Raw genomic sequence first — 12,797 nt, 5'->3', positions numbered from 1 at the left:
TCGTGATACCGCACTTGATCCCCGAGCTGATTCCAATCGGCGTCCATTTCGTGTGGACCCGTTACGGATGCTTCTATGAAAGCCGCGCCCAATGTAAATCGGCCACTACGCGGCCGAAGCGCTTGATGCGTGCCCTTTTTGGCGTAATGCGCCCGGGCGCAGGAACCTTGCATCGTCCCAGCCGCTCCCGTATTACCACCCCTGTAACGATATGGCCTGGAATTTGGCCTTTCCTGGATCCCAAAACGTGCTTGAACGAACCCTCGTCACGATCGCCGAAACAGAGACCATTGAGGAAGCTTTCCGGCGCCTGAATGCGAACATGCTCGGTATCCTGTTCGCGCAGGACGCGAGCGGGCGAATCGTCGGTGCGGTGACGGACGGTGACATCCGCAGGCGCATGCTGACGGGCACCACAATCCAGGACCGGGTTGCAACCTGCATCAATCGCAACTTCGTCTGGGCGCGCACCGGCGGACCGCGAGAGCAGATCCTCAAGCTGCTCGACCAACGCGTGCACGTGGTGCCGATCCTCGATGGCGAGGGACGGCTGGTCGACGTGTTCAGCCGCGAGCTGTTCAACCTGTCGGAAGAGAGCGAGGTGTTCGCGCGCGCCCGCTCGCCGGTGCGGATCAGCTTCTCGGGCGGCGGCACCGATCTGACGCACTATTTCGTCGCAAATGACGGTGGCGCGGTCATCAACGCCACGATCAAGATGTACGCTCATGCGACGCTGCGGCGCCGGAACGATCCCAGCATCCGGATCTACTCGCACGACTTCCGTCGCACCGTGGAGGCTAACAATCTCGCCGAACTCGGCACTGACGGAGATCTCGCGCTGATCAAGTCGGTCGTGCGCCTGATCAAGCCGACCTACGGATTCGAGCTCGAAGTCTCGGCCGACTTCCCGGTCGGCTCCGGTCTCGGCGGCTCGGCGGTGGTCTCGTCCGCGATCATCGGCTGCTTCAACGAATTCCGCGGGGATCAGTGGGACCGCCACGAGATCGCGGAGATGGCGTTCCAGGCCGAGCGGCTCATGCTCAACATCCCCGGCGGCTGGCAGGATCAGTACGCAACCGTGTTCGGCGGCTTCAATCACATGGAGTTCTTCTCCGATCAGAACACCATCGTGCCGCTTCGGCTCGACCCCAACATTATCGCCGAGCTCGAAGAGAGCCTGGTGCTCTGCTACACCGGCTCGGGTCGCGATTCCGGGGCCATTCATCGCGACCAGAAGGCGCAGCACGAGACCAGCGACGCAGTCGCTGCGGCCGCCAAGCAGAAGGAAGTGACGCGCGACATCCGGCGGCATCTGCTGCGCGGCCAGCTCCTGGAATGCGGCCGGCTAATCGACGAGGCCTGGCACGCCAAGCGCAAGCTGAGCTCGAAGATCTCGTCGGGCGCGATCGACGCGATCTACGATTTCGCCAAACAGCACGGCGCGGTCGGCGGCAAGCTGCTGGGTGCCGGCGGCGGCGGTTACTTCATGTTCTTCGTACGTCCGTTCGAGCGCTACCAGCTCATCGCCGCGCTGGAACAGGGGGGACACCGCTGTTCGCGCATCATGTTCGAGGAGAACGGGCTGCGGACGTGGAAGTCGCGCTTTCCCGCGCGGCTCGCCTGACGCATATGAGACGAGAATGTTGATGACATCGCCCAAACCACCTGCTCCGGTCCGCATCGGCAACCGTCTTCTGAGCGATGGCCAACCCTGCTACGTCATCGCCGAGATCGGCAACAACCACAATGGCGACTTCGACCGCGCCATCGCGCTGGTCGATGCCGCGGTCGCGGCCGGCGCCGATTGCGCCAAATTCCAGATGCGCAAGCTCGAGGAGGTCTATCGCGCCTCGAGTCTGTCCGGAAAGGACGACGACCTCGCGGTCGAATATACGCTCGATCTCCTCCGCCGCTTCGAACTGCCGACCGCGCAGCAGAAGAAGATCGCCGAGTACTGCGCAGCGAAGGGGATCCAATATCTCTGCACGCCCTGGGACGCAAAGAGCGTCGCCGTGCTCGAAAGTTTCGGCGTGCAGGCCTACAAGGTCGCCTCGGCCGATCTCACCAACCTGCCGCTGCTCGCGTGCCTCGCCGCCACCGGCAAGACACTGATCGTCTCGACCGGCATGAGCACGACGGACGAGATCAAGACCGCGGCGAAATTCCTGGACGACCGCAATGCGAGCTATGTGCTGCTGCATTGCCAGAGCACTTATCCTGCGGCGCTCCACAACATCCATCTGCGTTTCATGGAGACGCTGCGCGAGATCCACCCGGTCGTCGGCTATTCCGGCCACGAGCGGGGCATCGCCGTCTCGACCGCCGCGGTGGCGCTCGGCGCCGTCGTCATCGAACGCCACATCACGCTCGACCGCGAGATGGAAGGCCCCGATCACGCCGCGAGCCTCGAGCCCGAGGAATTCAAGGCACTCGTCTCCGGCATCCGCGAGGTGGAGGCGGCGCGCGGCGAGAAGCTCGCAGAACGCGCGCTAAGTCAGGGCGAGCTGATCAACCGGGAAAATCTCGCGAAGAGTCTGGTGGCCGCGCGCGACCTTCCGGCCGGTACGATCATCTCCGAGAGCGACATTGCGGTGAAGAGCCCGGGACAGGGCCTGTCGCCGCTGAAGATGCCGGCGCTGCTCGGCCGCAAGCTGACGCGAACGATATCGTCCGACGGCTATTTCTTCCAGAGCGACCTCGATGAAGGCGCCGCAAGAGCTCGCCGCTACCGCTTCGACCGCCCGTGGGGCGTGCCGGTGCGCTATCACGACACCGAGCGCTTCCTGGAAATCTGTCAGCCCGACATCATCGAGTTCCATCTGAGCTATAGCGACATGGAGCGCGATCCGGCGGCCTATCTCTCCGGCACCTATGATCTCGGTTTCGTCGTGCACGCCCCGGAGCTGTTTGCCGGCTCCAAGCTGATGGACCTCGCGACGCCCGATGAGGCGTTGCGGCGCTATTCGCTGGAGCAAACGCAGGCGGTGATCGACATCACCCGCGGCCTGAAGAAGTTCTTCCCGAAGACCAAGCGCCCCCCGATCGTCGCCAATATCGGCGGGTTCACCATGGACGAGCCGCTGCCGCCGGAGCAGAAGGCCGAGCGTTACCGCATCTTTGCCCAGAGCCTGACGGAGCTCGACATGGCCGGTGTCGAGCTGACGCCGCAAACCATGGCGCCATTCCCCTGGCATTTCGGCGGCCAGCGCCACCAGAACATCTTCATCTTCCCGGAGGAGTCGGCTGCGTTCTGCGCCAAGCATGGCCTGCGGATGTGCGTCGACATTTCCCATACCAAGCTCGCTGCGAATCATTTCGGCTTCGACTTCGCGCAAGGCCTCGCCCAGCTCGGACCGCACACCGCGCATCTGCATTTCGGCGACGCCAAGGGCCTCGACGGCGAAGGCCTCCAGATCGGCGAAGGCGAGATCGACTTCGACGAAATCGGCCAGGTGCTGCGCAAGCATGCACCGACCGCGTCGTTCATTCCCGAGATATGGCAGGGCCACAAGAACATGGGCGAAGGTTTCTGGACCGCGCTCGAGCGTCTCGAGGGGCACATCTGATGGCGCGCAAGACGCTGGCCGTGATCGCCGCACGCGGCGGCTCGAAGGGCATTCCGCACAAGAACCTGCTCGATCTCTGCGGCAAGCCGCTGATCGCCTGGACCGTCGAGCAGGCGCGCGCAGCGCGCGGCGTCGACGTGGTCGCGGTCTCCTCGGACAGCGAGCAGATTCTCGCCGCGGCCGAAGCGGCCGGCGCCGTCGGCGTGCGCCGGCCCGACGACATCTCCGGCGATCTCGCCTCCTCCGAATCCGCCTGGCTGCACGCGCTTGAGGCCATCGACGCGCGCCACGGGCGCTTCGAGCGCGTCGTCGCGCTCCAGGCGACCTCGCCGATCCGCGAATCCGCCGACATCGAACGGGCCCTGGAGACCTTCGACCGCGAGCACCTTGATAGCTTGCTCTCAGTTTGCGAGGTCGAGGATTACTTCAACTGGCGGATCGGTGCCAACGGCCCGGAACCGATCAACTACGATTTCCGCAACCGCCGCATGCGGCAGCAGATCGAAAAGCGCTACCTGGAGAACGGCTCGTTCTACGTTCTCATCCCCTCACTCCTGCGCGAGCAGAGCAATCGTCTCGGCGGCAAGATCGGATTTCACGTGATGGAGCGTCACAAGATGTTCCAGATCGACCGTCCCGAAGACGTCAAGCTGTGCGCCGCCATCATGCGCAGTTACGGCTATGCCTGATCTCAGCGCCTTCTCCCTCGCAGGCAAGGTCGCGGTCGTCACCGGCGCTTCGCGCGGCATCGGTGCGGCGATTGCGAGCGGCCTGCAAGATGCGGGGGCCACAGTGTTCGGGCTCAGCCGGTCCGGGACCGCGCCACACGGCGTCGGGGCCATTGCCTGCGATCTCTCCGATGATGCGGCGATCGAAGGTGCGTTCCGCATCATTGCGGCAAGAGGCGAACGCATCGACGCACTCGTGAATGCCGCGGGCATCAGCCTTCCCGCCCAAAGTGCGGAAAGCGAGCTCACACGGTTCCGTGCGACGGTCGCAACGGACCTGACCGGCGTGTATGCCACCATCCTTGCCGCCCATCCGCTGCTGAAGAACGCGGGCTCGGCTGCGATCGTCAACGTCACCAGCATCAATTCAGTCCGCGGCTTTCCCGGCAATCCCGGCTATGTAGCCGCGAAGGCCGGTCTTGCTGGGCTGACGCGCGCGCTTGCCGCCGATTATGCGCCCGACGGCATCCGCGTCAACGCGCTCGCGCCGGGTTATGTCGTGACCGAGATGACCGCGAAGAGTTTCGCCGATCCTGTCATGCACGAGGATCGGCGCCGCCACACCATGCTCGGCCGCTGGGGGCAGCCCGCCGATATGGTGGGAGCTGCCGTTTTCCTCGCATCGGAAGCCTCCGCCTATATGACCGGCCAGGAGATCTTCATCGACGGCGGCTGGATCGCCAAAGGCCTCGCCATCAGTTCGGACAGCAAATCGTGACCGCAACGCTGCAACGCATCGGCTTCATGCAGGGACGTCTGTCGGCGCTCGTCGACGGCAAGATCCAGGCGTTTCCATGGAACGAATGGCGTGACGAATTCCCGCGCGCGAGGGCGCTCGGCCTGACGCGGATGGAGTGGACCATCGACCAGGAGCGGCTGCGCGACAATCCCCTGACGACCGAGCCAGGACAGCAGGAGATTCTGACGCTGTCGCGCGAGAACGGCGTCCGCATCCCGAGCCTGACCGGCGACTGCTTCATGCAGGTGCCGTTCTGGAAGGTTGATGCCGTCGTGCGCGATGCGCTCGTCGCCGACCTCGACCTCTTGATCGCCGCCTGTAGCCGCATCGGAATCGAATTCGTGGTGATCCCGCTGGTCGACAACGGCAAGATCGAGCGCGAGAGCGAGAGCGACACGTTGAAGCGCGTGCTGCTCGCGCGCTCGGAGACGCTTGCAAGACGGAACGTCAAGATCGTCTTCGAGTCCGATCTGCCCCCGCGCGAGCTCGCCCGGTTCATGGAGGCGTTTCCGGCCGACATGTTCGGCATCAACTACGACAGCGGCAACAGCGCCTCGCTCGGCTATGACAGCGACGAGGAGATCGGGGCCTATGCGCCGCGCATCTTCAATGTTCACGTCAAGGACCGCGTCCGTGGCGGCACCACCGTGCCGCTCGGCACCGGCAATGCGGATCTCGCCAAAACGATCCGGCTGATCGAGCGATCGGGCTACAAGGGGCAGTACATCCTGCAGACCGCGCGCGCTGTCGACGGCGACCATGCCGGCGCGCTGGCCAGATATCGCGACATGACGGTTGGCTGGATCGAGGACGCCGCGCGATGAAACTCGAGCTGAACGATCGCGTCGCGCTCGTCACCGGCGCCAGCCGCGGGATCGGGCTCGCAATCGCCGCGACGCTTGCCGCGGAGGGTGCAAAGGTCGCGCTCGCTGCGCGCGGCGCCGATGCGCTTGATGCCGCGCGGGCAGCGGTCGGCGGCAACGCCTCGATGCATGTCGCCGACGTCACGGATCCGGTCGCCGCGAAGGTGCTGGTCGAGAGCATCGGGAAACAATGGGGCCGGCTCGATATCCTGATCTGCAATGTCGGCACCGGCGCCTCCGTGCCGCCGGGCAAGGAAACCGCGGCGGAATGGTCGCGGATGATCGATCTCAATCTGTTCGCCGCGACCAACATGATCGAGGCGGCCCGGCCGCTGATGGCGCGCGGTAGCGGCGACCGGGCTATCGTCTGCATCTCGTCAATTGCGGGCATGGCGGCGCTTGGCGCGCCCGTTACCTACTACGGTGCGAAGGCGGCCCTGAACGCGACCGTGCGCGGACTGGCGCGCCCGCTGGCGCTGGAGGGTATCCGCATCAACGCGGTCGCGCCCGGGAACATCTTGAGCCCGGACGGCACCTGGGCGCGCAAGATCGCCGAAAACAAGCCGGCGGTCGACGACATGCTCCAGCGCGAGGTGGCGCTGCGCCGGCTTGGCACTCCCGAGGAGATCGCCGACGTCGTTGCCTTCCTTGCTTCGCCACGAGCCGCCTTTATCACCGGCAGCGTCGTGGTGGCCGACGGCGGCCAGCTCAGAAGCTGAACAGGAGCCTTCGATGGCAAATCCCTTCTCCCGCTACGACCTGACCGGACGCACCGCGCTCGTCACGGGCGCCGGCGGACTGCTGGGCAAACAGCATGTCGCGGCGCTCACGGAAGCCGGCGCGCGCGTAGTCGTCACCGATGTCCGCCTGACGCAGGCTGAAGCCGCCGCGGCGGCGCTGAAGCAGGTCGCACCTTCGGCCGATCTGATCCCGCTCGAGATCAACGTCGCTTCGCTCGACTCGGTGCGCGCTGCAAACGAGCAGCTTGCAGGCCGCGGCGTCACCGTCGACATCCTCGTCAACAACGCAGCGATCGACCCCAAGGTAACCTCCGCGCCCGGCGTCACGCACTCCTCGCGCTTCGAGGCGTTCCCGGTACCGCAGTGGCAGACCGAAATTTCGGTCGGCCTGACCGGCGCGATGCTGTGCGCGCAAGTGTTCGGCGGCGAGATGGCCAAACGTGGCCGCGGGGTGATCCTGAACATCGCCTCCGATCTCGGGGTGATCGCGCCGGACCAGCGACTCTATCGCCAGCCGCATGTGACACGCGAAGAGGAACAGCCGGTAAAGCCGGTGACTTACTCGGTGATCAAGCACGGTCTCATCGGATTGACGAAATATCTTGCAACCTACTGGGCCGATCACGGCGTGCGCGTCAACGCGATCTCGCCGGGCGGCGTCTTCAACAACCAGGATCCTGCCTTCGTCGAACGGCTGACACGCCTGATCCCGATGGGCAGAATGGCCGACGTCGACGAATATCGCGCCGCCGTCCAGTTCCTCTGCTCGGATGCATCGAGCTACATGACCGGACAGAATCTCGTCATGGACGGCGGCAGGAGCGTATGGTAGCCGCGGCACCGCCGCTCATGACGACGGCGAGACACCACTGCCCTGCGCTCGATTTCCCTAATGCTGCAAGATGCCGGCTAGGTTCATGTGCGCAGGGCGCGAGTGCTCGATGCCCAGCAGCGTCCGCCGGTTGTCGTTCGTACGCTGCAAGTGCAGACTCGCGAGCGTAACCCCGGTGCAGGTGGTGACCGTTGTGCCGCGGCCGCCGAACGGCTTGAGGAAATCGAACACGCGACTGCCGAACATGTCCACGACCGACATCTCGCGCGCCCCGAGCGGCGGAATCTCACCGAAATCGCCCTCGATCTGCTCGCCATCCTCGCGGATCAGCTTCGACGTCGGTCGCGCCGCATGAGCATATTCGGGATCGGAGGAGTGATTGATCAGCATCAGGCTGCTGACGATGTCGCTGGTTGCGATGATCTTCGGATTGATTCCGGTGAACCCAACATGCGCCTTGAGCCTGCCCTCGTTCAAGGGCCGGGCAAAAGCGCCGGTGCGATAGATCGCGACATTGTCCTGATCGACATAGGTCATCGAATAGCTGGCAGGCGAGGACCGAAAGCCGTCCATGCGTCCGCGCGACATCACAGCGATGACGAGATAGTCGTCCTGCGGCAGCCTGAGCGAGGCGAACAGGCGCGACAGTTCGACCTCGACGGAAGCACCCGGCGAATAGTTTTCCGGAAATTCATAGGTCGCTCGGTAATCGCCGTCGCGCGACAGGATGTGCAGCTTGAACCTGAGCTTCTTGCTGAAGCCCGAAGCGACCAGGCTAGCGAGCTCGGGAACGAGATCCTTGACCGTCTCGCGAAAGTTCTTGCGCAGGCTGCCGGCAATGAGACTGCGGAGATACCTGATGTCGACTGGACGATACCAGGCAGGAATCGAGAAACCCATGCGCGATTCGATACCCGCAAAGGTCGGGAACATGAATCGAGGCTCGTGGGGCTTCCAAGGACTGGATGGGAAACGTGTCACGGTAGGCTCTAAAAATGATGAAGGCTGAATTTGCCGTTGGCAAACTCATAATAGCTGAACGGGCTGGCGATGTTGGTGCCCTTGAACTCCAGGGCGAATCCCTCGCTCGCGCCGATCAATCTTTCAGCCTCGGGGAAAAGATCCAGCGTGCTGATGCGGACGGCGCCCATCGGCGCGATTTCCGGAAGCGCACGCTCGCCCAATGCGGTGCCATTCAGGGCCATGAGGCGGGCCGTTCCCACCGATGACCCTTCTGACGCCATGCACGAGTTCACCAGCACCACACCGGACTCTTTCAAGAAGCGCGTGAGATAGGATTGCATCCAGGCGGAGGTCGGGAACGGCGTCGCCGCGACGGGTTCGCGTTCGTGCGACAATGTCACCGCGCCATGCTGCGAGAAATACTGTGTGTAATAGCCGGTGGTCACCTTCCGTCCGGGACGAAGCTTGGTCTCGTGTTTCGGTATCAGCGCCATCGCCACCGTTCCCGAAGCGCGCGGACACAGCCTAGAAGTCTGCAACTGCAACTGTCCGTTGACGCCGAGCTCCCTGTGGAAATAGCCGGCCGGCTTGCCCGCTCCGTCGAAGAGCCAGACATGAGCATCCACGTCCGGATGATCCTTCAGGAAGACTGAGAAGTAGTTGAATGCGCAGACTTCCGTCGTGACGATCTCGTCGTTGCGCAGATAGAGAACGGCGGGCGGATAGCCTCTTGCGACAGCCTCTCCAATCTGCAGTTCACCGGACATTCGACAAGACTCGGCGGGAGAGTAATGGACCGGCACAGACCAAACCAACCGGCGGCATTCTACAAGTCATACGCGATGTTCCGGCCCGCATGCAAAACGTCGACGTAATTTGAGGGTCTGTTTACGCTCCGCCGACCGTGGAATCAACCGGGAATGGCGGCGCACCGAGCGGGCCGGAAAAAACAGCTCGCCACGAGCACGCTCAGCAGTCTGGAGGACGGAATCCGTCGAAGTGCGCGATTCCGTCCGCTCCCACAACCTTGCATTGTTCGTGTGGCTCCCGTATGACCGAAGCTTGCCAGGTCACTCCATTCAACCGAGGAACCTCCGACATGCGCTGGCAGACAAAGGCGCGAGCGTTCTCGGTGCTGTCGAATATCCCCTTTGGCGAAGACATTCACTATGCCCTGCAGCGCTACGTCACTCGACGGCTGCCGCGGCCCGAGAAGCAGGTCAAATCCGTCTATACGCTTGCGCAGCGGCTGCTGGGCGTTCACGAAGCGTACAGCCTGCGGCCGCTCCGGGATTCGACCTGCTTCGAGTTCGGCGCCGGGCGCGATCTGATTATTCCGCTCGCCTTCAGCGCGCACGGCGCGCGGCGCTTCATCACCGTCGACATCGAGCGTTTGGCCAAGCTAGAGTTGATCCGCTCCAACGCCGCCATCATTTCCCGCCTCAGCGGCACCAGCCACCCCGACATCGATTCCCTGGACGATCTCGAACGGTCGTGGAGGATCGACTATCGTGCGCCAGCCGATGCCCGGACGACGGGCCTGCCGGCCGGTTCGATCGACTGCGCGGTCTCCGTCGAAACGCTCGAGCACATTCCCAAGACCGACATCGCGGCAATCTTGAAGGAGCTGCGGCGCATTATGCGTCCAGACGGACTGGTCCTCGTGCAAATCGACTATGGCGACCACTTCAAAGGCTTCGATCCGTCCATCAGCTCGTTCAACTTCCTGACCTATTCCGAGGAGGATTGGGCGCCCTTCCAGTCGCGCTTCCAATACGTCAATCGTCTGCGCCACAGCGAATATCTGGAGCTATTCAGAGAGGCCGGGTTCGAGCTGCTGAGCGACCAGCCCGACCGCCGGCCACCGGAGCGACATATCCTCGAACGATTGGCACCATGCTTCAGAGGGTTCTCCGAGGAGGATCTGTTCACGCTCGGCTCCCTGATCGTGGGTCGTCCGGCCGCCCCGTCGAAAGGAAATTGAAGATTGCCAGTTCCCGGCTGGGCGCACGGACATCACATGGCAGAGCGGCGAAACAAACGAGTCCTGTCGGCTAGCACCCACGGGAGAATGGGCCGGCCGAACCTCTGCACCCGCTCCTCCACAACGATTGCGGCGAACAGCGCAGCAATTTTGACCCAATATGTCGGCGTCGCGACGAAGTTCAGCATGCCACCGATGTACATGACGTAGAAGCCGTACAACACATAAAAGGATAAAGCCGCGGTGAGATATCGCTCGGCGACGATTGAGCGGATCATGACCGCGGAGATGAGCGCAGTGAGCCAACCGGCCCCCAGCAGAAAGATCCAGCCCAAATAAGGACCAAACAGCTCGAAGAAGATTTCAGGAAATCCGCCTGCGAATTGAAATCCGCCCGTGATGTGCTCCGTTGTCCGTGGCTCACCGATCGTCTCGGACATCAGAAACTGCGGTGTCGTGTTTCGTCCCGCAACGATGGGGCGCTCGAACAGGGCATCGAACGCGTGCCGCGCATCCCAATCTCCGTTGACCAGAACACGTTGATAGGATGCCCATCCAATCTCTGACGGCTGCACGAGAACGCGCTCTACAAAAGCGCCCCGCGCGGCCTCACCTTCGAATCCTCTGACCCTGGTCAGATTCCAGTAGAGCGCGAATGCGATCATCGCGGCCGTCGCCACAATGACGCCGGCGCCGGCCAGCACGATGCGGCGATCGGCAATCCGAGGCATCAAGCTGAATAAAGTTCCGTTTCCGAGTCCCCGCGCCTGAACGAGCAACACCGCCGAGAACGGTATGACAAAGAATGCACAATATCGGTAGAAGGGCGAGAACCGGCCGCCTGCGAGAAACGTGTAGAACATGAGTGCGGCCAGCAAACTCAGAAAACGATAATCGTATCGCTGGCGCCGCAACCACTCCGTGACGAACATGGCTCCCCACCAGAAGCAGAGCATGTCGCCTCGCTCGATCACAAATCGATGGAGGAAATTGGCCTGCTCGTTAAAGGTCCAACGCTCGATCTTGGCAAATAGCGGAATGACGCCCCCTTGAATCAGGGCGCCGAAAAGCAAGACCAAGAAGAGGACGGACGCGTAGCACGTGGCGTCCGAAAGGGTCAGTTGAGAATGGCTCGCACGCGGTTCGGGAATTGGCGCCGACCGCGCCCACTCGTCGAGCGTCGCCGGACTGAAGACCCAGAGGAAGGGAATTAGCGTCAGAAAGTACGCCATGGACTGGAACACCGTCATGACGCCGGGGCCAATATACATCTGAAGCTGGGACGAAAAAACCGGCCCCGAGAGATCGATATAGAGCGACGAGATCGTGCGCCACGCGAAGGTAAACAACAGAAAGGCGACGCACACGAAGATCGTCGACCTGAAGAGCGCCAGCCAGACGATGAAGAGGAGTATCGAGACTCCAGCCAGAAGGGTCATTGCCAGGCCCTACACGGCACGCGCCGACCGTCTCAGGAAGAAGGTCAACAGACCGATAAAAAGAACCATGCCCAAGCCCGCCAGGATCGCCTTTCGCACGAGATTGACTTGCCGGGGCCCTTCCGTCGCAGGTGACGCTTCATCTTGTGAAGCCGTCATCCGCCCGGTGCGCTCGAGATAGGCCAGTACAGCGATGCGCGTGTCGATGTTGAGCATCCTGTCGACCGACGCACCTGGACTAGCCACGAACACAGGTCCGGCAAAAGTTCCATCCGATCGAGCCGGCGCGAACTCCATGTCGCCTTTCTTGAGCGTATCGTTGAGCCGCGCTCTCGCATCTTGCAGGCTAGCGCGCACCGAGCGCAATAACTCCATTCTCGGCTCGAATAATTTCTGGTGCGCTGCCTGGATCGCGAGGATTGCTTGTTGAAGCAGGGTCAGCGCCTCCTCCTTCGAGGCGGAACTCGCCTCCAGACGGATCGAGGAATCGTCGACAACGATCCCGCGCAACGAGGCTCCCGCGAATGACCCCCGGGGGTCGCGAAGTGCCTTCCGAGCATCGGCCAGAACATTGTCCTGAAATTGGATCGCTCCGATCCGCGCCACCAGATCACGGGCATTCTCTACACGTTCGACCGGCACCCCGGAGAGCCCGAGAATGCCGTCAAAGCTGGGCATTGTGCCAATTGCGATCGACGTGGTCGCGGTCCAGGATTCCACCTTCCGGCCGACCGCAAGGGAACCAAGAGCAGCCAACAGGATCGCTCCGATCACGAGCGAAAGAATCCAATGTCTCCGTACCGCTTGGGCAGCGATATCTGACCACCTCGCAAGCGGCAAAAAAGCTGAAGCTTGCGGTGTACGCTCGACCATCGGCATGTAATTCTTGTTCCGGACACGATATGAATGGGAAGCTCCACAATGTGAATGTGGATGGGCGCCC

At 62.8% G+C, this 12,797-nt stretch carries 12 protein-coding genes; 8 read left to right on the top strand and 4 right to left on the bottom strand.

The window, feature by feature from the left end:
* Positions 1-247 precede the first annotated feature (247 nt).
* The 7 genes from IVA78_RS31470 to IVA78_RS31440 are packed head-to-tail and all read left to right on the top strand — an operon-like array spanning position 248 to position 7,468.
* Positions 248-1,624, top strand: coding sequence for a CBS domain-containing protein (locus IVA78_RS31470; protein WP_247422042.1), 1,377 nt, complete (start codon positions 248-250; stop codon positions 1,622-1,624).
* Positions 1,625-1,646: 22 nt separating this feature from the next.
* Positions 1,647-3,566, top strand: coding sequence for an N-acetylneuraminate synthase family protein (locus IVA78_RS31465; protein WP_247422044.1), 1,920 nt, complete (start codon positions 1,647-1,649; stop codon positions 3,564-3,566).
* The gene (locus IVA78_RS31460; RefSeq protein ID WP_247334326.1) at positions 3,566-4,255 is read left to right on the top strand and encodes an acylneuraminate cytidylyltransferase family protein; all 690 of its coding nucleotides are present in this window, start codon (positions 3,566-3,568) and stop codon (positions 4,253-4,255) included. Before IVA78_RS31465 ends, IVA78_RS31460 begins: the two co-directional genes overlap by 1 nt.
* Positions 4,248-5,012, top strand: a complete 765-nt coding sequence (locus tag IVA78_RS31455) for an SDR family oxidoreductase (protein ID WP_247422046.1) — start codon at positions 4,248-4,250, stop codon at positions 5,010-5,012. The genes IVA78_RS31460 and IVA78_RS31455 overlap by 8 nt, the downstream gene beginning before the upstream one ends.
* Positions 5,009-5,857: a sugar phosphate isomerase/epimerase family protein gene (locus tag IVA78_RS31450; protein WP_247422049.1), complete on the top strand. Its 849-nt coding sequence runs from the start codon at positions 5,009-5,011 to the stop codon at positions 5,855-5,857. Before IVA78_RS31455 ends, IVA78_RS31450 begins: the two co-directional genes overlap by 4 nt.
* The gene (locus IVA78_RS31445; protein WP_247334323.1) at positions 5,854-6,615 is read left to right on the top strand and encodes an SDR family NAD(P)-dependent oxidoreductase; all 762 of its coding nucleotides are present in this window, start codon (positions 5,854-5,856) and stop codon (positions 6,613-6,615) included. The genes IVA78_RS31450 and IVA78_RS31445 overlap by 4 nt, the downstream gene beginning before the upstream one ends.
* Positions 6,616-6,628: 13 nt before the next feature.
* A complete protein-coding gene (locus IVA78_RS31440) occupies positions 6,629-7,468 on the top strand; it encodes an SDR family oxidoreductase (RefSeq protein WP_247469381.1) in 840 nt (279 codons plus the stop codon).
* Between the two features lie 57 nt (positions 7,469-7,525).
* Here IVA78_RS31440 and IVA78_RS31435 read toward each other — a convergent pair whose 3' ends face one another.
* Both IVA78_RS31435 and IVA78_RS31430 read right to left on the bottom strand, forming a co-directional pair.
* Positions 7,526-8,401 carry a hypothetical protein gene (locus IVA78_RS31435; RefSeq protein ID WP_247469380.1) on the bottom strand — a complete coding sequence of 292 codons (876 nt, stop codon included), beginning with the start codon at positions 8,399-8,401 and terminating at the stop codon, positions 7,526-7,528.
* Between the two features lie 56 nt (positions 8,402-8,457).
* On the bottom strand, positions 8,458-9,234 hold the full coding sequence (locus IVA78_RS31430) for a hypothetical protein (protein WP_247469379.1): 777 nt from the start codon (positions 9,232-9,234) through the stop codon (positions 8,458-8,460).
* Positions 9,235-9,530: 296 nt separating this feature from the next.
* On the opposite strand from IVA78_RS31430, the gene IVA78_RS31425 reads away from it, so the two are divergent.
* A complete protein-coding gene (locus tag IVA78_RS31425) occupies positions 9,531-10,415 on the top strand; it encodes a class I SAM-dependent methyltransferase (protein WP_247469378.1) in 885 nt (294 codons plus the stop codon).
* A gap of 32 nt (positions 10,416-10,447) precedes the next feature.
* Here IVA78_RS31425 and IVA78_RS31420 read toward each other — a convergent pair whose 3' ends face one another.
* Both IVA78_RS31420 and IVA78_RS31415 read right to left on the bottom strand, forming a co-directional pair.
* Positions 10,448-11,854: a DUF6418 domain-containing protein gene (locus IVA78_RS31420; protein ID WP_247469376.1), complete on the bottom strand. Its 1,407-nt coding sequence runs from the start codon at positions 11,852-11,854 to the stop codon at positions 10,448-10,450.
* A 9-nt stretch (positions 11,855-11,863) separates the two neighbouring features.
* Positions 11,864-12,733 carry a hypothetical protein gene (locus IVA78_RS31415; protein ID WP_247469374.1) on the bottom strand — a complete coding sequence of 290 codons (870 nt, stop codon included), beginning with the start codon at positions 12,731-12,733 and terminating at the stop codon, positions 11,864-11,866.
* Positions 12,734-12,797: the final 64 nt, after the last annotated feature.

Source organism: Bradyrhizobium sp. 137, from assembly GCF_023074095.1.
Classification (GTDB): Bacteria; Pseudomonadota; Alphaproteobacteria; order Rhizobiales; family Xanthobacteraceae; genus Bradyrhizobium.
Note: the sequence above shows the minus strand (reverse complement) of the source record. Positions and strands in the feature narration are given on the sequence as shown.